At 51.4% G+C, this 26,041-nt stretch carries 22 protein-coding genes and 1 riboswitch; of the genes, 9 read left to right on the forward strand and 13 right to left on the reverse strand.

The features are described 5' to 3' along the window. The 5 genes from F456_RS23215 to F456_RS0120595 form a co-directional block, all read right to left on the reverse strand. Window positions 1-5,385, reverse strand: a 5,385-nt coding sequence (locus tag F456_RS23215; RefSeq protein ID WP_040925441.1) for a DUF6531 domain-containing protein, incomplete at its 3' end; no start/stop codon positions are given. Window positions 5,386-5,972: 587 nt separating this feature from the next. Continuing rightward, window positions 5,973-6,704 carry an RHS repeat domain-containing protein gene (locus tag F456_RS0120580; RefSeq protein ID WP_018978922.1) on the reverse strand — a complete coding sequence of 244 codons (732 nt, stop codon included), beginning with the start codon at window positions 6,702-6,704 and terminating at the stop codon, window positions 5,973-5,975. A gap of 268 nt (window positions 6,705-6,972) precedes the next feature. Continuing rightward, entirely contained in the window at window positions 6,973-7,785 is an 813-nt protein-coding gene (locus F456_RS0120585) for an undecaprenyl-diphosphate phosphatase (RefSeq protein ID WP_018978923.1), read from the reverse strand. Window positions 7,786-8,001: 216 nt separating this feature from the next. Further along, window positions 8,002-9,051, reverse strand: a complete 1,050-nt coding sequence (locus F456_RS0120590; protein WP_018978924.1) for an EAL domain-containing protein — start codon at window positions 9,049-9,051, stop codon at window positions 8,002-8,004. 278 nt (window positions 9,052-9,329) lie between these two features. After that, window positions 9,330-9,746, reverse strand: a complete 417-nt coding sequence (locus tag F456_RS0120595) for a pyridoxamine 5'-phosphate oxidase family protein (RefSeq protein ID WP_018978925.1) — start codon at window positions 9,744-9,746, stop codon at window positions 9,330-9,332. A 266-nt stretch (window positions 9,747-10,012) separates the two neighbouring features. Further along, a riboswitch (TPP riboswitch) is annotated at window positions 10,013-10,126 on the forward strand. Between the two features lie 128 nt (window positions 10,127-10,254). On the opposite strand from F456_RS0120595, the gene F456_RS0120600 reads away from it, so the two are divergent. The 5 genes from F456_RS0120600 (at window position 10,255) to F456_RS23835 (ending at window position 14,697) form a co-directional block, all read left to right on the forward strand. Next, the gene (locus F456_RS0120600) at window positions 10,255-11,319 is read left to right on the forward strand and encodes an ABC transporter substrate-binding protein (RefSeq protein WP_018978926.1); all 1,065 of its coding nucleotides are present in this window, start codon (window positions 10,255-10,257) and stop codon (window positions 11,317-11,319) included. Between the two features lie 240 nt (window positions 11,320-11,559). Continuing rightward, window positions 11,560-11,859 (forward strand): thiamine-binding protein, encoded by a 300-nt coding sequence (locus F456_RS0120605; RefSeq protein ID WP_018978927.1) that lies wholly within the window; start codon window positions 11,560-11,562, stop codon window positions 11,857-11,859. Further along, on the forward strand, window positions 11,856-12,656 hold the full coding sequence (locus F456_RS0120610) for an ABC transporter permease (protein ID WP_018978928.1): 801 nt from the start codon (window positions 11,856-11,858) through the stop codon (window positions 12,654-12,656). Before F456_RS0120605 ends, F456_RS0120610 begins: the two co-directional genes overlap by 4 nt. Next, the gene (locus F456_RS0120615; RefSeq protein ID WP_018978929.1) at window positions 12,653-13,516 is read left to right on the forward strand and encodes an ABC transporter ATP-binding protein; all 864 of its coding nucleotides are present in this window, start codon (window positions 12,653-12,655) and stop codon (window positions 13,514-13,516) included. Before F456_RS0120610 ends, F456_RS0120615 begins: the two co-directional genes overlap by 4 nt. Window positions 13,517-13,680: 164 nt before the next feature. Further along, complete coding sequence (locus F456_RS23835) at window positions 13,681-14,697, forward strand: TatD family hydrolase (RefSeq protein WP_018978930.1); 1,017 nt, start codon at window positions 13,681-13,683, stop codon at window positions 14,695-14,697. A gap of 135 nt (window positions 14,698-14,832) precedes the next feature. On the opposite strand, the gene F456_RS0120625 is transcribed toward F456_RS23835, so the two are convergent. Then, complete coding sequence (locus F456_RS0120625; RefSeq protein WP_018978931.1) at window positions 14,833-15,651, reverse strand: purine-nucleoside phosphorylase; 819 nt, start codon at window positions 15,649-15,651, stop codon at window positions 14,833-14,835. Window positions 15,652-15,962: 311 nt separating this feature from the next. Between F456_RS0120625 and F456_RS24130 the strand changes: the two genes are divergently transcribed. Further along, on the forward strand, window positions 15,963-16,187 hold the full coding sequence (locus tag F456_RS24130; protein ID WP_083923766.1) for a hypothetical protein: 225 nt from the start codon (window positions 15,963-15,965) through the stop codon (window positions 16,185-16,187). Window positions 16,188-16,363: 176 nt separating this feature from the next. Here F456_RS24130 and F456_RS0120635 read toward each other — a convergent pair whose 3' ends face one another. The 4 genes from F456_RS0120635 to F456_RS0120650 form a co-directional block, all read right to left on the reverse strand. After that, entirely contained in the window at window positions 16,364-17,293 is a 930-nt protein-coding gene (locus F456_RS0120635) for a serine/threonine protein kinase (RefSeq protein ID WP_018978933.1), read from the reverse strand. A 67-nt stretch (window positions 17,294-17,360) separates the two neighbouring features. Beyond that, window positions 17,361-18,110: an oxygen-insensitive NADPH nitroreductase gene (gene nfsA, locus F456_RS0120640; RefSeq protein WP_018978934.1), complete on the reverse strand. Its 750-nt coding sequence runs from the start codon at window positions 18,108-18,110 to the stop codon at window positions 17,361-17,363. Window positions 18,111-19,047: 937 nt separating this feature from the next. Then, on the reverse strand, window positions 19,048-19,368 hold the full coding sequence (locus F456_RS0120645) for a hypothetical protein (protein ID WP_018978935.1): 321 nt from the start codon (window positions 19,366-19,368) through the stop codon (window positions 19,048-19,050). A gap of 172 nt (window positions 19,369-19,540) precedes the next feature. Continuing rightward, window positions 19,541-19,807, reverse strand: coding sequence for a hypothetical protein (locus tag F456_RS0120650; RefSeq protein WP_018978936.1), 267 nt, complete (start codon window positions 19,805-19,807; stop codon window positions 19,541-19,543). Window positions 19,808-20,070: 263 nt separating this feature from the next. Between F456_RS0120650 and F456_RS23225 the strand changes: the two genes are divergently transcribed. Further along, window positions 20,071-20,301, forward strand: coding sequence for a hypothetical protein (locus tag F456_RS23225; protein ID WP_018978937.1), 231 nt, complete (start codon window positions 20,071-20,073; stop codon window positions 20,299-20,301). Here the strand turns inward: F456_RS23225 and F456_RS0120660 are convergent. The 3 genes from F456_RS0120660 to F456_RS0120670 form a co-directional block, all read right to left on the reverse strand. Then, window positions 20,279-22,912 carry a heavy metal translocating P-type ATPase gene (locus tag F456_RS0120660; RefSeq protein WP_018978938.1) on the reverse strand — a complete coding sequence of 878 codons (2,634 nt, stop codon included), beginning with the start codon at window positions 22,910-22,912 and terminating at the stop codon, window positions 20,279-20,281. The genes F456_RS23225 and F456_RS0120660 overlap by 23 nt on opposite strands. A gap of 100 nt (window positions 22,913-23,012) precedes the next feature. Continuing rightward, window positions 23,013-23,213, reverse strand: a complete 201-nt coding sequence (locus F456_RS0120665; RefSeq protein ID WP_018978939.1) for a copper ion binding protein — start codon at window positions 23,211-23,213, stop codon at window positions 23,013-23,015. Between the two features lie 154 nt (window positions 23,214-23,367). After that, the gene (locus F456_RS0120670; RefSeq protein WP_018978940.1) at window positions 23,368-23,721 is read right to left on the reverse strand and encodes a metal-sensitive transcriptional regulator; all 354 of its coding nucleotides are present in this window, start codon (window positions 23,719-23,721) and stop codon (window positions 23,368-23,370) included. A gap of 203 nt (window positions 23,722-23,924) precedes the next feature. On the opposite strand from F456_RS0120670, the gene F456_RS0120675 reads away from it, so the two are divergent. Both F456_RS0120675 and F456_RS0120680 read left to right on the forward strand, forming a co-directional pair. After that, entirely contained in the window at window positions 23,925-24,500 is a 576-nt protein-coding gene (locus F456_RS0120675; RefSeq protein WP_018978941.1) for a thymidine kinase, read from the forward strand. A 248-nt stretch (window positions 24,501-24,748) separates the two neighbouring features. Beyond that, the gene (locus F456_RS0120680) at window positions 24,749-25,594 is read left to right on the forward strand and encodes an MBL fold metallo-hydrolase (RefSeq protein WP_018978942.1); all 846 of its coding nucleotides are present in this window, start codon (window positions 24,749-24,751) and stop codon (window positions 25,592-25,594) included. Window positions 25,595-26,041: the final 447 nt, after the last annotated feature.

Below are 26,041 nucleotides of genomic sequence, written 5' to 3' on the forward strand. Positions count from 1 at the left end.
CGTTGTGCGATTCAAAGCATCGGTTACGCCGGTCATGCGGCCTTCGGCATCGTACTGAATCGTACTTTTGCCGCCGAGCGCATCGGTTATGCTTGTCAACTGACCATTGTTGTCATACGTGTAACGAGTGACGCTGCCCATTGCATCGGTTACGCTCGTCAGATTGTTCTGGTCGTCGTACGCATAGCTGCTCTGATGACCCAACGCATTGATGACGGCCGTTAACTGCTCGCCGTCATTGTAGACGATCTTGGATGTATTGCCGTCGCCGTCCGTCTGGCTAGTCATCCGTCCGGCGGCGTCATAGCCGATGATATCCACTTCGCCGGTGGATTGAGTCACACGGGTCAGACGGTTACCCTCGTAGCCGTATTGGGTCTTCCCGCCTTGAGGATCGGTCGCTGAAAGGAGCTGCCCTTTGTCATTATAAGCGTAGGTGACTGTGTTCCCTTCCGTATCGGTCGTACTCAGTAGGCGACCGCTATCGTCATACGTGCTGGTGACGCTGCTGCCGTCCGGTCCGGTTGCGGTCAGCAGATCGCCGCGAGCGTTGTAAGTCATCGAGATGGATTCTCCCGACGGATCGGTCGCTTTTGTTACATTGCCTTTGTCATCGTACTCGAATGTGGTTTTCTGGCCCAGCGCGTTGGTGATGCTGGTCCGGTTGCCTTTTTCGTCATACGTGTACGTCGTCTTGCCGGCCAGCGCATCCTGGACTTCGACCAATTGGTGATTGGCGTCATGGATCCGTTTCTGTACATGGCCGTTGCGGTCGGTAATCGTCGTCGTGAACAGACCTTCGGCTTCACTGTAAGCAAAGGTCGTGACATTACCCGCCAAACCGTCGGTTTGCTTGAGCACTCTGCCTTCGGCGTCATACGTGTTGGCGAAGCGTTCTTTGCCAGCCAGCGCACCTGTCACGATCTGATGATCGGCATTGTACGTATACTCCGTATTCTGCCCTGCCGGATCAGTGAGTGTAATCAAGCGTCCGGCATCGTCATAAGTGAAGCTTGCCGTCCGGTTCGCCTGGTCGCTTACGGAAGCTACGAGACCCGCAGCATTATAGGCCAGTACAAGTTTTGCTCCTGCAGCCGGTTCCGTCACAGAGGTCAGTTTGCCATCCGAGCCATATTGCAGAGTCAGCTCGATACCGCCTGCGGTGTTCATTGATTGCAGAACGCCGTCAGCAGTAAAGTGATACGTTGTTCCTTCGTAACGTTCCAACGTGTAGCTGCCGTCGGCATTCTTGGTGAGCAGATCGTCTTGTGCCGCTTTGTCGGTCGACGTATACGTGCCGTCTGCTTGACGAGCAAACGTATTGTAGCGGAACGCGCTCCAGTAAACTCGGACGCTGCTTCCTTCCTGAAGCTCTTTCAAACCGATCTCGTAGTTGTGACTCCATCCTTTGCCCATCGCCCCGTCGCCTTGCAGCAGGGAATAGTACTGGGCTTGGAAAGGAATATCCACGCTGCCGTGTGCAACCAGCATCGTGTTGGTAATGATCTGCGCACCGGTCGATGTATCGATCGGATCCGCGTAGAACGTCTGCTCGTCGTAATCGGACGGACTAAGAGAGGCTACCGGCGTACCCGAAGTTGGCGGCACGGTCGGTTCAGTCGGTTCGGTTGTCTCTTCCCACCGGAACAATCCGTAAGGGCTGTAGACTTCCACTGTTCTGCCACTTGTGTTGTGAATCGTGGCCGTGTTGCCGCCGCCGATCGCCAGCGGACCCTTACCGGTCTGTTCGTCCTGCTTCTCAATTCGGTAAGTGAAGCTGCCGTTTACGTTCAAGGTATGACTATTATTTGTTACATTGAATGATTTCAGCCATTTGTCTTTTGCCAGGCTGTAGATCGACAAGGCATCGCGATCATGATCGGCAAAAGAGAAATTGTCTTTGTTGGCGTTAACGGTCGTATTCGCAGTCTGACGTCCGGTTAAGATGGAATGTCCACCAGTCGGAACGGCTACGGATGCCCCTGTACTCAAACGCTCATAGTTCGCGGTCGGCTGCCCGGAAGCATCGTATACGGCAACGTCGTATTTGCCATTAATACTCAGACGCGCCGTACCGCCAGAGTTATTGACAGCTTTCATGCTCTCGCCGTTAGCCAGTGATTTGAGCAGCAGGTCGTCTCCCTGCGTGACGCGGATCGCTTCTGTTGGCGCCAATACTGTGATCGGAGCCCCATCAACATTTCCAATCACCAAGCGCTCGGAGGATTGGAATCCCTGATTGAACTGTATACGATCACTAGAACCAATCAGTGCACCCGATGCATCATAACGCTGATACGAATGAACACCGCTGACTTTAAGAGTAAAGTATCCTGGCGAAATATTGCGAAGTGAGTAGGTTTCGCCAACTTCAAGCACTTTGGCTGTGACAGCCTTGCCCTTCGCTGTATCAGGTACGAATGCATCATATGAACCGGAAATCGTCACCGGTTGATTAGATGCTCCGGTATAGACGATACGGTCTCCTTTGTAAATCATCTGGGTCGAATCCATATTTACATTATATTCTTTAACCTTGCCCTCATTATCGAACAAAGCATAATCGTATACGCCCTGCGCCTGGAGATACATATTGGAACGGCCGTTTTGAATATAAGCCGCAGTCTCACCTGGGTTCAACACCTTCTTGAATGTTACAGACGCAGCACGATCCGTTATTTTGAACGATTCATAAGGACCATACACTACAAATGATTGCGTATCGCTGTTTTGTACAGCTAGTTTTCCGCCTGCCGGAATATTTTGACTTGGCGTAGCGGATAAATTTCTTGAATATTGCTTAAAGCTGCCATCCGCTTCGAATTCGGTCATATCATACGTTCCGCCCATGCGAAGTACGGATGTAATAGATTCCAGATTGGTCGCTTCTACCGTATCACCGACTTGCAGCGTACGTTTGATTAATGCGGGATTGGTTCTTGCCGTAATACGGAATGCATCAAACGACCCTTCAATGACTGTAGGGGTAGACGATACACCCGTTATTGCGATCTTCTCATCGGCCTGTTGTACTTTCGTAGATGGATTAGCGTCCAACCCGATCTGATCCACCAGACCAGTCGCCAGTCGACCTACATAATCAAAGTTCCCGCCTACCGAATAAAGTCTATAGGCTTTCGATTGTGTATTCAGCATGTCGACGCTTTGTCCCTGATTTAACGTTCGACGGAACGTTACAGGGTTTGCCCGCGCGGTCACTTCAAACACATCGTACGCCCCGTAAGCAATGGAATTCTGATCGCTTCGGTTCATTACGTCAAGGCGCTGCGAGGTCTTAAGGCTCTGTTTGCTTGCCGGGCTGATATCACGCCCGTATTGAGCCAATGCCTGCTCTTCGAACCGGGCATAATCATAGGCTTCGGTAAGCCTCACATCTCCCGAACCGCTGCCTGTGTACTTCATTTCCGCACTTTGACGCGGAGCGAGTGCGTACTTGAATAGAGCCGGATTACTGCGCGTTTTTATCTCGAAGGCGTCATAAGGCCCTTCAATGACCAATGGCTGTACAACAGGATTCGTGATCGCCATTCGGTTTTGCAGTGAGATAAGCTGTGTCGTCGAAGATATCTCCCGTTGGATTTCTACAGGTTCATTGCCTGCATACTGCGCCAAGTCATAATGACCGGTAGGAGAAATAGAAAATGCTTTGGTTGCCGTGTTTGTGAAATCCAAACTCTGTCCCTGAGTCAATGTTTTCACAAAAGTTACCGGATGAACGCGATGTTCTGCAGTGTACAGCTCATACGCACCATAGACTTCAATCGGCGTTTCATCCGTATTCATGACGGCCACTTTTTGGGCAGACGCAACCGAACGGTAACCGGTAACCGTTCTTCTCACATAACTATCCGGCTTCCCAGCGGTATCGTAATCCATCAAATCGTGACGCCCTGTGAAATAGATCGATTCTGTAGACGAAGCCTTACTTGTAAATTCCGTACTCTGATTAACAGCAAGCTGCTTAATGAGCAGCGCTGGATTCGAACTTGCCTGTACGGACGTAACGTCATATGGAGAAAGTACGACAAACTGCGTGTTTCCTGAATTGGTAATTGTCGCTCTCTCGCCACTGTACAGCAGCAGTGAACTTGACGTACGATCATGATCCAGCGAACGTAAAGAATTATCGGTCTTATAGCTGGATTGATCATATGTGCCGTCTGTATACACATTAAAATTCCCAGGACTGTTATTGGATAACTTCATACTTTCGCCTGGATTCATATAGCCTTTGTAAAGAGCCGGTTCTGAACGGTTGGCTAAAACAAAAGCATCCAAGGGTCCTGTTATTGTCAAACGACTTGTCCCACTATTAGTCACAAGTATCTTTTCGTCTTTAGTGACCGAGTGAGTATCCGCTTTAATCGGATTACTGAAGCTGTCAACACGATTATCCGTCTGACGATAGATCACATAATGATGCGCGTTATCAGCAGCAACATTAAATGAATAACGAGAGGTATTTATTGCCCTGAGCGTTTGACCGGGTTCCAATATACGTGTGAAGGTAATCGGCTCGGTACGGGTTGAAAATTGGAAAGCTTCATAAGGCGCGTAAATTTCGTCTGTACTGTCTCCTACATTGGTAAAAGCAACCCGCTCTCCCGGAGTTAACTGGAAGCTGCTGGTTAGAGCGTCCGCGCTGTACTTGGATATTCCCAGAGTGTCGTAAAGAGCATAATCGTAGTGCCCGCTGACTTTGAATGCTGCCGCAGCACCGCTTGAATTACTTGCCTCCAATGATGCTCTCGGTGCCAAGTTGTGATGATACAGCGCCGGATTAGCAGAATCGGAATATACTGATGATTCTTTTGGAACCTTGATGGTAACCGGAGTCGTCGAATACCGATTTGTAAATACGACAACGTTGCCGGCTGGCACATAATAAGTAGACAATACGCTGCCGTCGTTATAGCGCTCTACTTTGCCTGAAGCATCGTACTCGGCATATTCATAGGAGCCATCCATTAATAATTTAATTTGCTCATCAGAAGTGTTCTTCACTTTGAAACTGGCGCCCGGCGCAAGTGTTTTGGTGATCATCGGCGGTTCTACTTGTGTAGTCGTGGAGAAGGCATGATTCGCTCCAGATACAATCATTGGTGCAGTTGAAGCGTTGGTCATAACAAATCGTTGTCCCGGCTTAACCAATTTGCTCACCAGCTTGCTTGATCCGGAAGAAGCGAGGGAACCGTCTTTGTCATATATGGAGTATTCATAAGTGCCGCTGCCATCCATATAGACATAGTAATTTTTATCAGATGTATTGGTAGCTTGAAGAGAGCCGCTGTTCGGAACTGTATATCGAAAATCAACCGTTCCGTAATGATGCTGGAAATAAAATTTTCTTCCAGGACCAATCACATCAAAAGACCTGTCATCCCGATTGGTGATATAAATCCAAGAGTTAGAACTTATTGTATCCGATCCCGCTGCAGAATTTCGCGTAAAACTAGTAGGAACGTAATTACCGTCTTCTATTCTTATATTCGCACTCTTTCCGCCTATGCGAATACTGTGACTTCGATCAGGGTCACTATTTTGAGTTCTCATACTATCACCGGGTTCCAAAGTCTTTCGCTCAAGAGCAGAACTGTTTTTCCCCCATAAATCGAACTCTTTAGTTGTTGTCTCGATTGTCATGTTGGAATTGGAGCGATTGGTTATGTCCAGACTATCGCCACTATAAACTTGTCGTGACTTTCTGCCTGAATCTTCCTTATACGAGCGTATGCTTCCTGTGCTGGTATAATGGGCATACTCATAACTCGCACCTTCCATATAAAGATAAAACATTGATGTATTTGAATGAGTGACTGTTACACTCCGTCCGGGAGCAAGCGTATACGAAGTTACTCCCGCCGACTCCGCTAACGGGATTTTCATCACATAAAGAGGCAGCAGCAAAATCGCGGCAAGCAAGAATGCACGAACATACTTTTGAGACTTCATCATTGACCTCCTTGGGATGCAGCCTGCTTAAATGTACGATCCACAAACCCTGCTTTAGCTTGACCATTTGCCTCAAGCAAAACGACCTGCAAATGAATCCGTGCCGTCACCGCTTGAGGAGGGGCAATCAGATTCGTATGATAACTTTTCCAATCCGTATCCTGCTTCACGTTCAATAGATTATCGTATTTAATAAGACGGTTTTGCTCGTCGTAATAGTTCACAACGACCTGAACTGCCGCGTCTTTCATTTGTTCGGTTTTCACTTGGCCTTGATAGGTATAGCCGACATCGCCTTGCACTGCCATATCCCGATAAATATTTGCTACACCCGTACGATCCGCATTTAACGTGATGAATTGCACTGCAGCCGTGCTCGCAGACTCTCCGTATGTGCTGTCTGTTACGGAAACAGAGTCGTTACTCGCCAAGTCGCCATTCTCGTTAAGGGCTTCTGTCTCGTAATAAGGGCTCATGCCTTGGGTCATGAAGGGAGTCCACCCTGCAATAATATTAGTTTGTTGAATAGAGGTTGCTGATGTGGAAGTTGCGCTAAGTAGATTGCCGCCTTGGTCGTAGGTGTAATTCGTCGTCTTACCTTCTTTTTCTACCGAAGTAACACGATTAAGAGAATCATATTGGTAATCGGCTGCATATATCGTTGAGCCCACTACAGTTAACATGGAAAATACCAATATAACTGCCGTAGACTTTTTTGTCCCTAATTTCATAAACTGCTTTCGCCCCTTTAATTAGTTTAAATAACCAGTGTTAGATTATAGTTTATGGAATAAGATTACAATAGTTTGTATGTAACTTTTGACTATGATAATGTACCTAATTTGGTATCCTTATAATAAGAATGTATGACAAATACAATGCATAAATTGTCGAATGAAATAAAGGGTATGTATTAGCCCCTAAAACGAGGCAGTGCTTATCTCCCCACAACCAAAAAAAGCGCGCTTCTCATTAAGAGAAGCACGCTTTTTCCCCATCTTACAAAACAATCAACAGTACAATCCCCGCTACAAAGCAGTAATAAGCAAAGTACTTCAAATTACCCTTGGCCATGATCCCCATCAGCCACTTCATGGAGAAGTAAGTCGTAATCAGCGTGGCGATGAAGGCCAGCGTATACGGCAGGCCCATGCCTGTTTCTCCCGAAGCTTCCATGACATCGGAGAGGCTCAGCACGATTGCGCCCAGACTCGCCGGAATATAGAGCATGAACGAGTAACGGAGAGCCGTATCCTGCTTCATACCGGTTCCCATCGCCGCTACAATTGTAGCTCCCGAACGGCTGATGCCCGGAATCAGAGCGACCGCTTGGGCGAAGCCAACGAACAGCGCATCCTTCATCGTCAGGTCTCCGTCCTGTTTGCGTCCGCGCAGATTGCGAATCAGCCAGAGTGCAATACCGGTCACGAACAGCGCGATGCCGACCGTCTTGATCGACGAGAATACCGCTTCGATCCAATCCTTGAGCAGCAGCCCGATAATGACGGTCGGAATCGTGCCCACCACGACGTATACCGCGAACATAAAGTCGGATTTGTATTCCGCGCGCCGCGTGCGCAGATAGTTCCAAGTGTTGGAGATCAATCTCCAGATATCGTGCCGGAAAATAAACATGATTGCCAGCAGCGAGGCCGTATTGGTCAGAATCTCGAAGGTCAGACCCGTCTGCTCCGTGCCGAGCAAACGCTGAGCGATAATTACATGTCCGCTTGATGAAACGGGGATCGGTTCGGTTACGCCTTGAACGATGCCCAGAATCAAATATTTTAGCCATAGCCAGGTTTCTTCCATCTTTCTTCTCTCCCACTTTCCTTATGTATTCGCCCGCTGTTAAGAGCCGCAGACACACCTTTTTAATGTAACATAGTGACCGTCTTTTGAAAAACCTACAGAACTGTGCAAGAAAGTTTCAGCTTTTTCAAAAAAGTGAACAACAAAAGGCCTCCGGGAAATTCCGGAAGCCTTTTGATCTGTCATTCATTTCTACCATTTGATTCATCGTTTAATTCATCGTTTGATTTGATCAGGCAGCGGCTCCGCCGATGGACGTCCGAAGAAATAACCCTGCGCAAGGCGGATACCCGCACTGCGGCAGTACTCGTACTCCTCGCGGCGCTCGATCCCCTCCGCCAATACGGTACCGCCGAATTCTTTCGAGCGCTGCACGATATCGAGAATAAGCTGCTGCTTCTCTTCCGATTCGTCGCACCGGTCGATCAGACCGCGGTCGATCTTCACAAAATCCGGCTTCAGCTGGCTGAGCACTTCAGGCGTCGAAAATCCCGAGCCGACATCGTCCAATGCTACCGATACGCCATGCGAACGATACACGTTGAAAATACGCTGCAGATGCGCCATATCGTTGATCTGTTCCGTTTCCACTACTTCAAACACAAAGTCCTGCGGGTCCAGATTATACCGTTGGATAGCGGCAAACGTATGCTTCAAGCAGTAATCCGGATTGTAGATCGACGACGGAAGAAAATTGATAAACCGCTTGATGCCTCTCGGCAGAAGCTCGGCACTTCGCCGGATTGCGGAAATACGCGCAGCTCGGTCCAAAAAGGAATGCATGCCTGTACGGCGCGCGACATCAAACAACTCGAAGGGATTGAACGGCTCTTCGCCCGGTGCGGCGCGAAGCAAAAATTCGTAGGCGACGACGTTTTCCTGTTCGTCCACGATCGGTTGAAGAAAACTCGTGAATTTCTCCTCCATAATAATGCTGACCATGTGCATGTTTTGGAAACGTGCGGCAAGCTGGGAGAATGGCAGCCATTCCAACAGAGCGGGCGAGTCGTTCTCGCCGCAGACTTTAACTTGAAGCGGTTCAGTCCATTCAAGCGGCAGGCTGTTAAGCCATTCCGCCAGCGCCAGGAACTGTTCCTTGCTTGAATAAGATACATAAAGGGCATCCGCTTCACCGTTTTCCCTGCCAGTTGTCCATTTCTGCTCTTCGAACAGTCGGCCCAACAATTTGCCGATCGGACGAAGATATACGGTTCCCCAGTCCTCGATCGGTCTGGCGGGCTGACAGCTGCTGCAAATATGATTCATCAATTGAGGAACCTCCCGTTATTTTCTCGAAACGTAATTCTTTACATATGAATCGGTGTATACTTATCACTTTACAATGATTCTTTTTACCTAGCAAGCAGGGGATTAATCCTCACTTACGGCTCTAACACCTTTTATTAGAATCGGGATTTTTCCGTCCATTTATAAGTTCTTTTCGAGATTTGAAGGGGATTTTTTGAATAAGACCAAAAAAAGATTCCGAACAGACAAAAGTCCATTCGGAATCCGGGTCTTCGATAAAACAAATAGAGAGAACCTTAAGCTTCCCATACCTCGATCTCATGCTTGTTCTTCGCATACTCTGCACGAGTCGGCGTAATCTTCAGCACCACATAATTCGGATCGTCGGGTCCTTCAAGCCACTGTTCGAACGTGTCGTTCCACAGTTTCTTGCGCAGTTCTTCGTCACGGGTAATTTCCGCCGTACCTTGAACCTGAACCTCATCCTGTGTACCGCCCTGTTCGAAGCCGAGCAGCAGCGCTACATTCGGGTTTTTCTCCAGTTCTTCTACCTTGTGCGTTTGGGAACTCGTTACGAGATAGATTGTCATTCCTTCATTGAATACGGTCATATAACGCACTTTCGGATGGCCGCCTTCGACCGTGGCGAAAGACCCGAAACGGTTGCGTTCAAGAGTTTCCGTAATTTTCTGTTCCAGCTGTTGTTGGTCCATGGTATAAAGCCTCCTAAGTCAGATAGAATATATTCAAGTGAAGATTGCGCATCGTGCGCCTCTCTAATAGTAAGTACCCGAACAGACGAAAGTGAACCTCGGATGTTTTGGAACAGATCGTTTTGACAGAGGCTGTTTTAGAATAGGCTTGCTTTGACATAGGTGACTTTAGAATGGATCATGTTGGAATAGGTCTGTAGTTGGCTTGCTGGCTGGACAGTGTCTGCTCCAAGGGATATAATGACACGGAAGCAACCCGAAATTTCATATCCCCCGGGGGGTGCCGGAAGTATGGCCGGCTGAGAGTGTATCCCAAGCAGATACTGACCCTTATACCTGATCTGGGTAATGCCAGCGTAGGAACGTTTAAGCGGTGTCCGCTTTTCGGCAGTCTCGAGAAGTGCCCGCAGCTTGCATCGACGTTACGCGTCCCGGAATCCGGGGCGCTTTTTTGGCGTTCTGGCGGGCATGAAGACACGGGCAATACGGTAAAAGGAGAAATGAACACATGAATGGCACACAAAAGGGGAACAGAAAAAGAATCCAATGGCTTGCTCCGATCGCAGCCTTAATGCTGGCGCTGACCGCGTGCTCGGGAGGTTCCGGCGGCGGAACAACTGCAGGTACCGGAGAAACAGGAACAAGCGAGAATAACACCGAAACCGGGCAGCTGCGCGATGTAAGCGTCGTGCTGGACTGGACACCGAATACGAACCATACCGGATTGTACGCGGCGGTTGATCAAGGATTTTATGAAAAAGAAGGCTTGAACGTGTCGATTCTCCAGCCGGGCGCAGGCGGTGCCGATCAGATGGTCGCTTCCGGCGAAGTGCCGTTCGGCGTCAGCTATCAGGAAAGTGTAACCCAGGCGCGGGTACAAGGTGTTCCGCTTGTCTCGATCGCAGCGGTCATCCAGCATAATACATCGGGCTTTGCCGCTCCGACCGACCGAAACATCAAATCCCCAAAGGACTTCGAAGGCAAACGCTACGGCGGCTGGGGCTCCCCGGTCGAAGAAGCCGTTATGCAGTCAATCATGGACCAGGAAGGCGGCGACGTCTCCAAAGTAGAGAAGATCAATATGGGCGACGCCGACTTCTTCACCGCAGTTAAACGCGACATCGACTTCGCCTGGATCTTCTACGCTTGGACCGGCATTGAAGCGGAACTGCGGAACGAACCGATCGACATGCTGTACGTCAAAGACTATTCCGACAGTCTCGACTACTATACGCCAGTGCTTGTGACAAACGAAAAGCAGATCTCGGACGATCCCGAACTGGTTCGATCGTTTATGAAAGCGACAGCCGAGGGTTATCAATACGCGATTGAACATCCTGCGGAAGCGGCCGACATCCTGATCAAAGCGGTACCGGATCTTGATCCCGAATTGGTCAAAGCCAGCCAGGAATGGCTCAGCCCGAAATACCAGGACGACGCGGCGCAGTGGGGCTGGCAGAAGCCTGAAGTCTGGCAGAACTACGGCAAGTGGATGAGTTCGCAAAATCTGCTTGAAGGCGAGTTTGATTCCACCAAGGCGTTCACGAACGATTACCTGCCGGCAGCGCAGTAAGCGGCGGCTCCTTAGTTCCTTCCGTACCGTACAGAGACCGAACATTCGGATGACCGCTGCTCCCTTTGTTCTGTACGGAGGCCACACATTTAGAATGTCGATGCTCCCTTCGTTCTGTACAGAGGTCAGAAGTTCAGGTTCCCGATGTTTGCATGTCAAAACCTTGGGCTTTTGACTCTTATCTTTTTGTTCTTTCAAGTTTTATTCGTGAGACTTTTACTTATGAGAGGAAGATTACAGATGGCTACGACTCTACTCAGTATTCAGGTTATTCCTAAAACGCCGAACGGCGAAGATTCCATTCCTTATGTAGACAAAGCAATTGAAGTCATCCAGCGCTCCGGCGTCAAATACGAAGTTCACGCACTGGAAACGACGCTTGAAGGCGAACTGCCGGAGCTGCTGAAGATTGTGGAGCAGATGCACGAAGCGCTCACCGAAGCCGGTGCGCCAAGCGTCATCTCGCAGATCAAAATCGCGCATTATCCGAGTCCGGACGGCATCAGCATGGAGCGTCTGACCGCAAAATACCGTCCATGAGCCTGCGTCCGACTTTAAATCAATGGTTCCGCTTCGCGTGGCCGCCCTTTGTGGCGGTCCTCTTCTTTTTGACGGCATGGGAAGCTGCGGTACGCTTTTTCGGCGTCGAAGCCTGGATTCTGCCCTCCCCTTCGGTAATTGCCGGAGAAGCATCGAAGAGCGCGGAATCACTGTGGATGCATACGCTGTCCACGCTTCAGTTGACACTGATCGGATTTGCAATTGGTTCGTCGGTCGGTCTGCTCGTCGCCTGCGTGCTGCATCTGGTCCCTCTGCTCAAATCCGCGCTCTACCCGCTGCTGATCCTGAGCCAAAACGTACCGACCATTGCACTGGCACCGCTGCTGATGATCTGGTTCGGCTTCGGGCTGCTGCCTAAAATTATCGTCATTACGCTCGTCTGCTTCTTCCCCGTCGCCGTCTCGGCGATGGACGGGTTTGCACAGACCGACCGGACGATGCTGAACTATATGCGTATGATCGGCGCGAATCGGGTGCAGATTTTTCGCAAATTGGAGTTCCCTCATGCGCTTCCTTCCCTGTTCTCGGGACTGCGCATTGCGGCGACGTACAGTGTTATGGGTGCGGTTATCGCGGAATGGATCGGCGCGCAGAAAGGAATCGGCTACTATATGATTCTGCAAAAATCGGCGTTCCGCACCGACCGCATCTTCGCCGCAATCGTGATTATCGTCGTGCTCAGCCTGCTGCTGTTCCTGCTGGTCACGCTGGTTGAACGGCTCGTTATCCGCGGCGGACGGCGAAGCGGGAATACGGAAGGAGGAGAGCTGCGATGAGCAAATCGGAAAAAGAAAACCGGCGGATCGGGCGCGGTGCGGAAGCGGGAAGCGAAAGTGACGCTCCCATTAAGCTGGAGCTGTCCGGCCTGCACAAGTCGTTCGGCAGCAAGCGCAAGCCGCTGCCGGTGATCGGCGGCGTCTCGCTGCAGGTTCACGAAGGTGAATTCGTCAGCCTAATCGGACCTTCCGGCTCCGGCAAGAGCACGCTGTTCCATCTGATCGGCGGTCTGCTGCAGCCTGAACAAGGCGAGATCCGCTTGGACGGCCGCGTCATCAACGGCGAGCGCGGCCATATCGGCTATATGCCGCAGCAGCCCGCGCTGTTCCCGTGGCGCACGATCGAGGACAATGTCGTCCTTGACCACGAGGTCAACGGCATACCGCGCCGGGAAACGCTGGACGAAGCCCGGCGCTGGATGGAACGCGCCGGGCTTGCCGGATTCGAGCAGGCTTATCCGCATATGCTGTCGGGCGGCATGCAGCAGCGCGCAGCGTTTGTTCGCGCCCTGCTCAGTCCGCATGGATTGATGTGCCTGGACGAGCCGTTCAGTGCGCTCGACGCCTTCACCCGCAGCGAGATGCAGACCTGGCTGCTCGACATCTGGGAAGAGACCCGGCGTTCCGTCCTGTTTGTCACGCACCATATCGAGGAAGCGCTGCTGCTCTCCGATACGATCTATGTCCTGTCCGGCCGTCCTTCTGCCGTCCTGCGCCGGATCGAAGTTCCGTTCCCTCGGCCGCGCCGCGAAGAGATTGCGGAATCGCCAGAGTTTCTCGCCCTGCGCCGCGAACTGACCGGCCTGATGAAAGAAGAGCAGCGCAAGACCCGAAGCTCCGATATAAGCGGGATTCTGTAGGGAAATCGAGATTGAGCATGAAGTACAGAGCAAAATGAGGTCCAAGATCGAAAATGAGGTTCAGAACCGGAGATGAGATTCAAAACCGGAATGAGATTCAAGACCGAGGACGAGGTCCGAGTCCGAGGATAAGGTCCAAGACCGAAACAGGAGGCCAATTCGTCATGAACGCCAACCATGTGAAGATTGTCAGAAATGCCGAACTGGCCGATACGCATATTCATCTGGAGCAGTATCCTCCCGAAGACGCGGCGCGGATGCTCCGCGAATTTCGGAATGAAGGCGGCGAATTCGTCGTCGCCGTCTCGATGAACCTGGAATCCGCCCGCCGGACCGAGCGGCTGGCGCAGCAGTACCCGGGCCTGGTGCGCCCGGCTTACGGGTTTCACCCCGAGCAGCCTCTTCCCAATGCCACGGAAGAGGAAGCCCTGTTCGCCTGGATGGAGGCGCGTACTGATGGAAGTGCCGGTACTTCGCCGTCAATGGCGGATACCGGGGCTGACGCGGCTTTATCGGCGGCGGACACCGGAGACGCCGTGTCTCTGTCTGCGGCGGACACCATAAACGCCGTATCCCTGTCTACGGCGGACTCTGGAAACGCCGTGTTTCTGCCTCTGGTGGACAGCGATGCCGGCGCAGAAGATGATCCGCCGCGCATGACAGCGGTCGGCGAGGTCGGCCTGCCATATTACAGCAGGCTGGAAGCGGCCGAGCGCGGCGAGACGCTGGACGAGGCGGGCTATATCCGCCTCTTGGAGCGGTTTATTGCCTTTGCCGCACGGCATAATCTGCCGATCGTGCTGCATGCCGTGTACGAGGATGCCGATATCGCATGCGATCTCTTGGAGCGTCACGGCGTAACGCAGGCCCATTTCCACTGGTTCAAAGGTTCCGAGGCGACTGTCCAGCGGATGATTGCCAACGGATTTTTTATCTCGTTTACGCCGGATCTTCTGTACGAAGAAGAAATCCGCCAGCTTGCCCTCCTCTATCCCGAATCTCTCGTGATGAGCGAAACAGACGGCCCTTGGCCTTTCGAAGGACCGTTTGAGGGCCGCAGTACACACCCGTCCATGACAGCAGAAGTGTGCCGCGAGTGGGCCCGGCTGCGCGGATTGGACGAGTCCGAAGCCCGTGCACAGCTGTTGGAGAACGCCCGGCGCTTCTATGATCGTAATTAAAGAAAAAGTCGATGAGGCATGTACTGCCTCATCGACTTTTTTAATAGAAGTTTTCCAATGCGTGGTTCCAGATTCCGATTGCAGACTGCAGACTCCAGACTCCAGATGAAGTGTCTGGCGCTGAAGCTCCGGCTGCTACATGCGTTCCAGCACGCCTTTTACCAGTCCGACAAACTTCTCTCTTACCTGTGCGGCCACTTCAATCACTTCATCGTGGCTCAGCGGCTGATCGAGAATACCGCAGGCCATGTTCGTCAGACAGGAAATACCGAGAACTTTCATTCCTCCGTGCACCGCTACCAACGATTCCGGTACCGTCGACATACCTACTGCATCGCCGCCGAGCGTACGGATCATGCGAATCTCTGCCGGTGTTTCATACGCGGGACCGCTCCACCAGGCATATACCCCCTGCTGCAGCTTTGTTCCCTGCTCCGCAGCAACGCTGGAGGCCAACTCGCGCAGTTTCCGGTTGTATACCTCCGAAGCATCCGGGAACCTCACGCCAAGCTCATCGTTGTTCGGCCCGATCAGCGGGTTGCTGCCGACCAGGTTGATGTGATCGGTAATCAGCATCAATTCGCCCGGATTAAAGCTCGTATTGACCGCGCCGCAGGCATTGGTAATGATCACATTTTCTACGCCAAGCGCCTTCATCACCCGTACCGGGAACGTTACTTCCGGCAGCGAGAATCCTTCGTAATAATGGAATCGGCCTTTCATGGCTGCAACCGTCTTGCCTTTCAGCTCTCCGATTACCAGTTCATTCGCATGCCCGATCGCTTCCGATTTCGCAAAATACGGAATTTCGGAATAGGGAATCACGACTGCATTTTCAATCTCATCCGCCAACGTTCCAAGACCCGATCCCAAAATCAACCCAACCGTCGGCCGATGCTGCGTCTTTTCTGCAATAAAGTCCCGTGCTTCCCGAATCTGCTCCATGCTTAGCATATCAATTCCCCCTGGATATGAATTTCACGAACGCTTTTTCACCAACTTGCTGTATCCAGTGTACCGGGAGATACCTTCCTATGTAAACCGGGCAGGAAATGCCAAGCATCCCTCAACCTGTTAAGGCCATTGCTTTTTTATCTGAGCCTAATGTTCTGTGTACACGGAATCGGGTAACTCTCAGCAGAGCCTCTTCATCTTACCGCCGACTTCAAAAAGACTTGAAACGTGCGGCCCAGATGTACGTATCTTACTCATCACCAGAACCCCGCACGAAAAGGCAGCAACTACATTCAAGGAGGAAATTATCAATGTTCAAAAAAATCGTCGACAAGATCATTCATTCGGCCGGTCATTCTTCACATTCAGGACGTAAACGCGGATCAAGCAGTGCTCCTCGCCGCAGAGGTCACCGTTATGGGTCCAGCAGCGACAGCCCTAGATATTCACGCTCCTCGTCTTCCGATTACCGGCACGGCAGACATGGAAATCACGGTCACTCGTATTACAAAAGAAAATCGAAAAGTTCCAGTTGATCAGCCGCTCTCATCAGGCCGGCAAATTCAGACGCAAAAGGCCGTTCTCCTATCCAATGGATGGAGAAACGGCCTTTTTGGCGTGTAAACCTTTTTGATTTTACAGTTTTGAATCTTATCGTCTTGGGTTGGGCAATTTTGAGCTGCAAGCTGGTGAAGAGTTCTGTTATCCGGAGTCAAGATGACTGCAAATGCTCCAGACAGACGCGAACTGCTGCAGACGCTTCCTCCGCATTAAGGTAAGGATGGTCCAACTGCAGCAGACGGCGAAGCAGCACTGTGGTCCGTTCGGACAGCTTCAACTCCTGCTGCCAAGACATACCGGCCTCTGGCAGAGACCCGGACATACTTTCGTCCGCTCTTCCACTTTCGCCGACTCTTCCACTTTCGTCCCTCTTTCCCTTCGCACGATACCATGCAAAAGGTTTTTCGGCACTCCCTGACTCCGAACCTTTGCCAGGCGGACTGTATCCGGAGTACAGCATGTACAGCAGCAGATGGCCGGCGTCTTCCAGATCGGAGGTCACTCTGGCAGGCATCCTTGCAGGCAGCGGAGAGCCGTCCGGAGCCAATCCTTCCTCTTCTCCAATGCGGCGGGCCAGTCCGAAATCGATCAGGTACAGCCCTGACTCACCCATCATGACGTTCGGAATTCGGATGTCCAGATGCACATAGCCGCGAGCATGCACATAAGCGATCCGATCCAGCAGCTCCAACATCCAGCCCAGACAATCGGCCTCCTCGTATACCTGTCCTTCCTCGAAGATCAGATCTTCCAGCGTTCGTCCGCGAACATAATCGGCAGCAAGCCACTGGCTGCGCCGATCCGCAAAAAATTCCCGGCAGCGCGGAATAAACGGATGATCCATCGCCAGCAGCGCATCGCGTTCCCGAAGCAGCAGCGCCGCTGCCAGACGACGGCGGCTCGGCTTCGCCTGCTTCAATGCCACCTCGCTCCCATCCGTCCGGTCGATACAGCGGTAGCTCAGACCGTAACTGCCCATGCCCAGCCATTCGGCGATCTCATAGCGTCCCCTGACTACATCGCCGGGCTGCAGCGGATAATCGCGCCAGTTACGAATGAATTGTTTGACATATTCAAGCATCGCGCACTCTCCCGATTTTTGGCGCCAACCTACTTGCGACTAGTCGTCTCACATGCCCATTCTATCCTTATTCCCGGTTGAAGCCTTTGCTTTCCAGAAAAGCCCGCAGCTGCAATCTGGATGGAGCCGTCAGCTTGGCGGCCATCTGCTCCGACCACGACGACGTGCGCTGTCCGCCGGTACGTTCGCTGATATAACGCACTACCGTTTCGTCGTACGCTTCGACGCCGCGCCGGCTCTGCTCAGCGTTGTAACCGTTCATGTGCAGCACCGCTTCCAGCGGAAGCCGCGGCCGAAGACCCGCTCCATGCTGCGGATCGGGATAACCGACGCACATTCCGAAGACCGGATAGACGTGGTCCGGCAGGCCGAGCGCTTCGGACACGCCTTCGATATCATTGCGAATACCGCCAATGTAGACGATTCCCAATCCGAGAGACTCTGCTGCCACAGCCGCATTTTGCGAAGCCAGCGCCACATCTACCGTTGCTACGACAAAGTTCTCTACCGCCCCTTCATAGGAACGGGCTTCCGGTGCATGCGTATCGGCAGCATTTTTCAAACGTGAAAGATCTGCGCACCAGACGAGAAACACCGGACACTCCCGGATATATGCTTGGTTTCCCGCATAGTCGGCCAGCTTGTTCTTCAGCTCCGGCTCGGTCACGGCTACAACGGTATAGGCTTGAACATTGCTGGAACTGGAAGCCATCTGACCAGCTGCGACGATTGCCTCAAGCTGCTCTTGCGTAACAGGACGATCGGTATATTTGCGCACCGAGCGGTGGTTCATTAATAGAGAAATTGTATCGTTCATTCGGAATGCCTTCTTTCTGAATAGAATCTGTACGGAAGTTGTATGCCCAACATTATCCGCTTCTTTATCTATTATGAAACCCTGTCTGACGACACGCAAGCGGCATTGATAGAGGGAGAATTTGGTATGAGCGAAGAAGGCTATGAGGATTGGTGTCCGTAAACGTATCCTTAAGCGTATCGGTAAGCGTATCTGTAAGTGCACACGACAGATTTGACAAAACTACCGATGCTTATAAAGTTTCGTGACAAAAAGCCCCTGCAGCAAGCAGGGGCCTTCGCCTTCAAGAAACTTCAATTTCTCGCTGATCTGTTCGCTGCAATGATGATTCACCAAGGCGTATATGCAAACTCATCAACTTTTTGAATAGAAGATTCCCTCAACGCCCAGGTCCGGTTTTCCAATTTAAAAGAAGCCATTGAACGTAAATACAAAGCCGACTATCGGTTCACGTACAGGCCATAATGGGACGCATTCCGTAAGACATGATGAATAATGCGTCTAATAAACAGCGACTAATAAGAAATGAATAATAAGATTTTATCAATAAGATTCAACGTTAAAGTTCAACGTTAAAGCTCAATAAGTGCGTATATGCAATTATTTTCGGCAATAGGTCGCCAAATCGTATAATAAGTGCGTAGGCGCAACTATTTGACGTGAAAGTACGATTAGAAACGCGAAAACGCTGAAATAAGTGTATGAGAGCACTTATTTCAGCGAAAGTTAAAAATTCGAGAAAAATAAGTGTAGATACGCACTTATTTTCTTTTTTCTTTCTTACACCTTTAATAGACTCTTTCCATTCTAGCTTAAATAAGTTTGCGTACAGGCCCTGAAATGAAGATGTATATAATAAAGGCTCGCCGGATAAGGAAAGTCGATTCTTTCTCGACTCCTTTCTCATTCTTATTCTCTATTTCGTTTCCCTTTTTTCTCAATCTCTTTCTTCATAACGTTTTTTTCTTAAAAAATCTTCACTTAACGGATCTTTAGAAAGCGCATTCATAAAGTCATTACAAAATGGTTCGTGAGATTGTGGCAAGAACATCTCTTCAGGATCTGATTGAGCAAACAGCGGCTCACTTGGCGATCCCGTGTCCGTGTCCATTCCTATACGTAATCCGTTTTGGGCTGCGTCTACATTCACATTCACATCCACATCTGGTCTACTTAAAGGCTCCCGCAGTACCTGAATGAGCGCGAAAGCGGCGGTAAACGGCAGATGGTGTTGGATTCCCCGGCGGCTTCTGCTCATCCTATTCTCTCCCTTCGGGTCATCTTTTCCTACATATCGGCCGAGCTTTGTGTATATTTAACGTTGCTTCGTAATTTTGACTCAGGTTTATGGAAATAAAATGGTAATTTTAAAATAGAGATGTCACAGAATAGACTTATTTCCTCCGCATCTTAATAGAAATGGCAAGCGGCTATTCTTTCCATGAAGGATGCTCTTCGAGAAATGCATCGGATACCCCGGACGCCTCGGATACCTTATCCGTTGAAGCACAATCTCGGCGCGGCTTCGAACCTTTATAAGACTTTTTCGCTTCCCCGCCGGTTTTTCCCGTTTCGCTTCCGGCCGGAGCAGCCGCAGCACGCTCTGTAGGCAGAACCGATCCGGTGAGTGCCGTCATCAAAGCCATAGCAGCCAGTGCCGGAATTTTTTTGCGTGCCCGATTTCTTGTTCCGCTCATTGTGAGCCCTCCTTCTTTCCGGTTCTTTCGCCTTTTTCACTTTGTAACCGGATTCAATTGCCTTTTGCGTATATACGCGAGAATTTGGCAAAAGACTCACTAATGCAAAAATTTTATGCCTTATTCAGGATTCAGTCAGTTCAAAGGTGCTCCTTTTTTAAAAAAATAAAGCTGTACGAACAGGCCGGAGCCTTATCGTACAGCTTGAGTAGAGGAACAGAATTGGGATCATCCGAAAAGCTTTCGCCATATTCGCCACATTTATGGTTGGAATCTACTCTGCAGTTGAAGCCGCAGTCATAACTGCGATCGGAACTGCCGTCACGATTACGGCCGCGGTCATGACTGCATTTACGGCTGCCGTGTCTATTACAGCTGCGGCTATCGCTGTATTTACGACTGCCGTCACGATTACGGTTGCGGTTACGGCTGTATTTACCGCTGCCGCAACTATTACAGCTGCAATGAAGCTTACCGCAACCGTGACAGCTTGACCCGCTGCAGACGCAGCGCGTTAAGCACGACCGATACGGAGCTGAATGCCATTGCTGCTCCGGCCAGCCAGGGAGCCAGAAATCCTGCCGCAGCCACCGGAATGCCGATCACATTGTAGGCAAGCGCCCAGAATAGATTCTGACGAATATTGCGCATTGTACGACGAGACATCTCGATTGCGTCCGCAATACCGTTCAGATCGCCTCTCATCAGCGTAATATCCGCAGCTTCCATCGCTACGTCGGTTCCTGTGCCGATCGCCATGCCCGTATCCGCCGTTGCCAATGCCGGCGCGTCGTTGATCCCGTCGCCGACCATAGCGACGATACGGCCGGCTTCCTGCAGCTTCTTCACCTCGGCCGCTTTGCCTTCCGGCAGTACCTCGGCCAGCACATCGGCTTCGTCGATGCCGGCCTGCTTGGCGATCGCGCGCGCTGTCGCCAGATTGTCGCCGGTAATCATGACGACACGCAGACCCATGCTGCGCAGACGGCGAATCGCTTCCGGCGAAGATTCCTTCAACGTATCCGCAACGGCGACCACGCCGGCCAGACGTCCATCTGCGGCAGCAAGCATCGCCGTCTTGCCTTCGCTCTCCAGCCGTTCCATATCCGGAAGTGCAGCGGATGCGTCGATACCGTTCTGCTGAAGCAGCCGGCGCGTACCGACAAGCACTTCGGTGCCGTTCACCATGGCCCGAATACCGTACCCTGGCAGCGACTCGAAACGATCTGCCTGAGGCAGCGTAACGCCCCGCTCTCCCGCTCCGCGCACCAGCGCTTCGGCCAGCGGATGTTCGGAAGCATTTTCGGCTGCGCCGACCAGCGCCAGCAGCTCTTCTTCGGCCGAGCTTGTGAGCGCTCCTGCCGAGCTTGCGAGAGATCCAGCCGAGATAGTTAGAGATCCGGCTGCGCTCGTGGCAGCTTCAGAAGCACTTAATACGGCTCCAGCTGTATTCGATGCAAGTCCGCCCTTACCATAAACGATAACATCCGTCAGCTCCGGCTTGCCTTTGGTTATTGTACCGGTCTTGTCCAGCACGACCGTGTCCACCTGCTGGGCGGCTTCCAGATGTTCGCCGCCCTTGAAGAGGATGCCAAACTCCGCCGCCCGGCCGGACCCGGCCATGATCGAAGTCGGTGTCGCTAACCCCAGCGCACATGGACAGGCGATAACAAGCACCGCAATCGCTTTTTCCAAAGCTTCGGAGAAAGAACCCGGCTGCACGGCGAAATACCAGACAAGGAACGTCACGGCCGCAATTCCGACTACAATAGGTACAAAAATGCCGGAAATGACATCGGCCATTCGCTGGATCGGCGCTTTGGATCCCTGCGCCTCTTCGACCACGCGTACAATCTGCGCCAACGCCGTGTCCCGTCCGACCTTGGTCGCCCGCATCAGAAGCGAGCCGTTCTTATTGATTGTCGCTCCGGTGACAAGCTCTCCCGCTTCTTTGTCCACCGGCAGACTTTCCCCGGTCAGCATCGATTCATCGACGGACGAGCGGCCTTCCGTCACGATGCCGTCGACGGGAATTTTCTCGCCGGGACGCACCCGAACGATATCTCCCGGCACCACTTCTTCGACAGCAACCTCAAGTTCGGCTCCGTCTTTTACAATGATCGCCGTCTTGGCCTGCAGACCCATCAAGCTGCGGATCGCTTCGGACGAGCGGCCTTTGGCCCGGGCTTCAAACCACTTGCCGACGAGAATCAATGTAATAAGTACAGCGCTTGTCTCAAAGTACAGTTCCGGCATGCCGTGTCCGGCCATACCTGACATACCGTCCATTCCCGCCATTCCTCCGCCGTCACTTCCGTCTGCCGCCCAGCGAACGGTCAGGTACACACTGTAGAAGTAGGCTGCCGACGTGCCCAGTGCTACCAACACATCCATATTGGCACTTCCGCTGCGCAGCGCTTTGTACGCGCCGACATAGAACGGCCAGCCGATAATCAGCTGTACCGGAGTTGCCAGTGCCATCTGAAACCACGGGTTCATGAACAGTTCCGGCACGTAAATGAACGAAGTGAACGAGAAATGTCCGCCCATAGCCCACAGCAGCGGCAGCGACAGCAGCACGGATATCAACAGCCGAATGATTCGACTGCGTTCTTCGCCGCTGCGATCGCGCCCACCACTTTCCCCCTTCAGCTTGGCTTCGTAACCAATCTGCTGTACCTTCCGCATAATATCGGACGGCTCAACTGCGCCCGGCGAATACTCAACATGCGCCGTTTCGAGCGCCAGATTGACACTGGCACTCAGTACACCCGGCATCCGGTTCAGGCCCTTTTCGATCCGCGCCGAGCAGGCTGCACAGGTCATCCCGCCGATCTCAAAGTCCGACGACTCCTTGACCGTACTGTATCCCAGCGATTCGATCTTGCGCTGGATCTTGGTCAGGTCGGTCTCTTTCGGATTATAATCGACAGACGCTTTTTCCAATGCTAGATTGACATTGGCATCGGCGATGCCCGGCATCCGCTTCAGCCCTTTCTCGATCCGCGCCGAGCAGGCTGCACAAGTCATCCCGCCGATCTGCAGGGCAGCCTGCCGGGTATTCACCTGTTCTTTGGCGGGCTGTGTTTCGGTCTTTGTCTGCATGCGAACAACCTCCTCTCATACCCATGGGGGGTATAAAAAATATCAAACAAAAAGTCCGTTCGAAGCTCGTTAAGCGTCTCCCGGACTTCTTTTTCTCGTCTTAGACGATGTCATATCCTTGGTCTTCGATAGCCGCTTTGATCTTGTCCAGGCTGACTGCCGCTTCGTCATACGACACGTCTACCGTCTTGGCACCCAGATCGACCTTGCCTTCGGCTCCGGCTTCCTTGACCGCTCCTTCGACAGCTTTCACGCAGTGGTTGCAGGACATTCCTTCAACGTTGAGAGTTGTAGTTTGCATGGATAATTCCTCCTTGAATTTGTAGTATGGGAGCTTTCCATTCTTGAAGTTCATAAATTCGATCAAATCGCTCCCCGGATGATTTTCGTTGCAAGTTAAACCGTCTTGCAGCGAAAATCTGGATTACAGTCGCTTTGGGGATTTTATGAACTTTTTATTTCATCAATTTATTAACCGTAATCAACAGCTCGTCGATCACTTCCGTCTCCCCCGCTTCGATCCGTTCAATTACACAGCTTCGCATATGACCTTCCAGCAGAAGCTTGCCAACGCTGTTCAGCGCGGACTGCGCAGCAGCGATCTGATTCAGAACGTCATCGCAGTACGTATCCTTCTCGACCATGCCCTTAATGCCGCGGATCTGACCTTCAATACGGTTCAATCGGGAAATGAGATTATTCTTGGTTTCCTCGGAGTGATGACTTTTTCTCGGAATCTTGCCATCTTCTCCGGATATCTGGCAGCTCTCATGCTCATGAGTTGTTTCCGTACGGTTACGAACGGCCATACCTCCACTCCCTTCATGTCGATCGCCGGTTCCTTTTGAAAGGTTCCATAGAATCGGTGTATGATCTTGTCTATCCTCATTCTAATATACCCCATAGGGGTATGTAAAGGGGTTTTGAATTTTCTTTTTCCGCCTAGTCATTCCTGCTGCAATAAAGGTCTGCTACAATGGAGGTCGGACTTCAGAGCTAAGGAGCGAATACGATGGCACAGCTTTTTTTCAAATACGGAGCAATGAACAGCGGGAAATCAATCGAGATCCTGAAAGTAGCCCATAATTACGAAGAACAGAATAAAAACGTCCTGATTTTCACCTCCGGAATCGACGATCGTGGAGAAGTAGGCCTGGTGTCTTCCCGCATCGGGATGAAGCGCGAAGCGATTCCGGTCTACCCGAACACCAATCTGTACGACGAAGTGAAGAACTACCATGGACAGAAAATCAGCTGCGTACTCTTTGACGAAGTACAGTTCGTAACCAAAGAGCAGGTGCTGCAGATGACGCGTATCGTGGACGAGCTGAACATTCCTGTCATGGGCTTCGGTCTCAAAAACGACTTCCGCAACGAACTGTTTGAAGGCAGTCAATATATGCTTCTGTATGCGGACAAGATCGAGGAAATGAAGACGATCTGCTGGTTCTGCGAACGCAAAGCGACGATGGCGCTGAGAATCGACGAGAACCGCAAGCCGCTCTATACGGGCGAGCAGATCCAGATCGGCGGTAACGACCGTTATTTTCCCGTGTGCCGCAAATGTCATGCCAATCCGCCGCTGTAAGACGCATTTTTCGATCATGCAGATCGGGCTTCCTTTCTCAGGGAATCCGGTCTTTTTTTATGTGCGGCAATTTGATGCTCTTATTGCGAAAGTGATCCCAATACTAAGCTTCGCTTCCCTTCATCTGAACAAATCCGTGCAAATTAGGCTTTCCTCCGGTGTGTCAGCGCTCTCTCTGAAGGGTAAAACAGGGCAACTCTTCTATCTTGTTTATTCTTCCATTTCAAATCCCCGGAGGTGCAGATCTTATGCAAGATTATCCAAATGCCGGTTCCCCGGATGCAAGTCGTCCCGAAGGTCGACTTCCCGAAGACGTCACTTATATGCGTACCATGATTTCCAACGTGATCATGATCGGTATGCCCGGCAGCAGTCAGTGGGTACTCGTCGATGCAGGTATGCCGGGCTCCGCGTCCAAGATTATAAACGCCGCCAGAGAGCGTTTCGGCACTGAAAAGCCGCAGGCGATTCTGCTGACGCACGGTCACTTCGATCATACCGGATCAATCGACGATCTGATCGAACTGTTCCCTGATGTGCCTATATACGCTCACGAGCTTGAACTACCGTTTCTTACCGGCAAAGCCGACTATCCGCCCGGCGACCCAACCGTCGGAGGCGGCCTGATGGCGGCATCGGCTCCTCTGTATCCGAACAAAGGTATTGATATCGGCTCCAGTGTACGTGCACTGCCAGCCGACGGCAGCGTACCTTTCCTGCCGGATTGGCACTGGCTGCACACACCGGGTCATTCCGAAGGTCATGTCTCATTCTTTCGCAGTATGGATGGCACGCTGATCGTGGGCGATGCCTTTATTACGGTCAAACAGGAATCAGCGCTCGCCGTTCTTACTCAGCGGCGCGAGATCCACGGTCCTCCAACGTATTTCACACCCAACTGGGAAGCGGCGCGTACGTCGGTCGCACGCCTTGTTGCGCTTCGCCCTTCTTCGGCCGTTACCGGACACGGTGAACCGATGGCCGGTGAAGAGCTGATACAGGGACTCGAACATTTGAGCAGCGAATTCGATCGGATTGCTGTTCCGGCGAGCGGCCGATATGTCGACTCTGCGCATATTGATCCGGAAGCTTGAGGCATCGGAACGGGACATCGCTCTACTGTTCAAAATATCATCGTCGATTCGCTTACTAGGGCGTGTACGCAAACTCATCAACTTTTTCGAATAGAAGATGCTTTCAACGCCCAGGTCCGGTTTCCAAGTTTAAATGAAGCCCTTGAACGTAAATACGAAGCCGATTATTGGTTCGCGTATATGCCGTAATGGAACGCGCCCCATAAGAAATGCTGAATAAGACGCATTCAACAAGAAATGATGAATAGGATACTTCTAATAAAAAGCGTCTAATAAGATTCCATCCATAAGATTCAACGTAAGGCCCAATAAGTGCTTATATGCAATTATTTTCCGCAAAAGCTCGCCAAATTGTACAATAAGTGCGCAGGTGCAACTATTTCACATAAAAGTAAGGTTAGAAACGCGAAAACGCTGAAATAAGTGTATAGGAGCACTTATTTCAGC

Origin of the sequence: Saccharibacillus kuerlensis DSM 22868 (genome assembly GCF_000378145.1) — a bacterium.
GTDB classification, from domain to species: domain Bacteria; phylum Bacillota; class Bacilli; order Paenibacillales; family Paenibacillaceae; genus Saccharibacillus; species Saccharibacillus kuerlensis.

Bases quoted from the DNA above. Each gene is read 5' to 3' on its own strand.
- F456_RS0120615 (WP_018978929.1), top strand. From the start codon at position 12,653: ATGAGCAAATCGGAAAAAGAAAACCGGCGGATCGGGCGCGGTGCGGAA.
- F456_RS23835 (WP_018978930.1), top strand. From the start codon at position 13,681: ATGAACGCCAACCATGTGAAGATTGTCAGAAATGCCGAACTGGCCGAT.
- F456_RS0120680 (WP_018978942.1), top strand. From the start codon at position 24,749: ATGCAAGATTATCCAAATGCCGGTTCCCCGGATGCAAGTCGTCCCGAA.
- F456_RS0120605 (WP_018978927.1), top strand. From the start codon at position 11,560: ATGGCTACGACTCTACTCAGTATTCAGGTTATTCCTAAAACGCCGAAC.
- F456_RS0120595 (WP_018978925.1), bottom strand. From the start codon at position 9,746: ATGGACCAACAACAGCTGGAACAGAAAATTACGGAAACTCTTGAACGC.
- F456_RS0120635 (WP_018978933.1), bottom strand. From the start codon at position 17,293: ATGCTTGAATATGTCAAACAATTCATTCGTAACTGGCGCGATTATCCG.
- F456_RS24130 (WP_083923766.1), top strand. From the start codon at position 15,963: ATGTTCAAAAAAATCGTCGACAAGATCATTCATTCGGCCGGTCATTCT.
- F456_RS0120645 (WP_018978935.1), bottom strand. From the start codon at position 19,368: ATGAGCAGAAGCCGCCGGGGAATCCAACACCATCTGCCGTTTACCGCC.
- F456_RS23225 (WP_018978937.1), top strand. From the start codon at position 20,071: ATGGTTGGAATCTACTCTGCAGTTGAAGCCGCAGTCATAACTGCGATC.
- F456_RS0120665 (WP_018978939.1), bottom strand. From the start codon at position 23,213: ATGCAAACTACAACTCTCAACGTTGAAGGAATGTCCTGCAACCACTGC.
- F456_RS0120610 (WP_018978928.1), top strand. From the start codon at position 11,856: ATGAGCCTGCGTCCGACTTTAAATCAATGGTTCCGCTTCGCGTGGCCG.
- F456_RS0120580 (WP_018978922.1), bottom strand. From the start codon at position 6,704: ATGAAATTAGGGACAAAAAAGTCTACGGCAGTTATATTGGTATTTTCC.
- F456_RS0120600 (WP_018978926.1), top strand. From the start codon at position 10,255: ATGAATGGCACACAAAAGGGGAACAGAAAAAGAATCCAATGGCTTGCT.
- F456_RS0120625 (WP_018978931.1), bottom strand. From the start codon at position 15,651: ATGCTAAGCATGGAGCAGATTCGGGAAGCACGGGACTTTATTGCAGAA.
- F456_RS0120650 (WP_018978936.1), bottom strand. From the start codon at position 19,807: ATGAGCGGAACAAGAAATCGGGCACGCAAAAAAATTCCGGCACTGGCT.
- F456_RS0120585 (WP_018978923.1), bottom strand. From the start codon at position 7,785: ATGGAAGAAACCTGGCTATGGCTAAAATATTTGATTCTGGGCATCGTT.
- F456_RS0120675 (WP_018978941.1), top strand. From the start codon at position 23,925: ATGGCACAGCTTTTTTTCAAATACGGAGCAATGAACAGCGGGAAATCA.
- F456_RS0120670 (WP_018978940.1), bottom strand. From the start codon at position 23,721: ATGGCCGTTCGTAACCGTACGGAAACAACTCATGAGCATGAGAGCTGC.
- F456_RS0120590 (WP_018978924.1), bottom strand. From the start codon at position 9,051: ATGAATCATATTTGCAGCAGCTGTCAGCCCGCCAGACCGATCGAGGAC.
- F456_RS0120660 (WP_018978938.1), bottom strand. From the start codon at position 22,912: ATGCAGACAAAGACCGAAACACAGCCCGCCAAAGAACAGGTGAATACC.
- nfsA (WP_018978934.1), bottom strand. From the start codon at position 18,110: ATGAACGATACAATTTCTCTATTAATGAACCACCGCTCGGTGCGCAAA.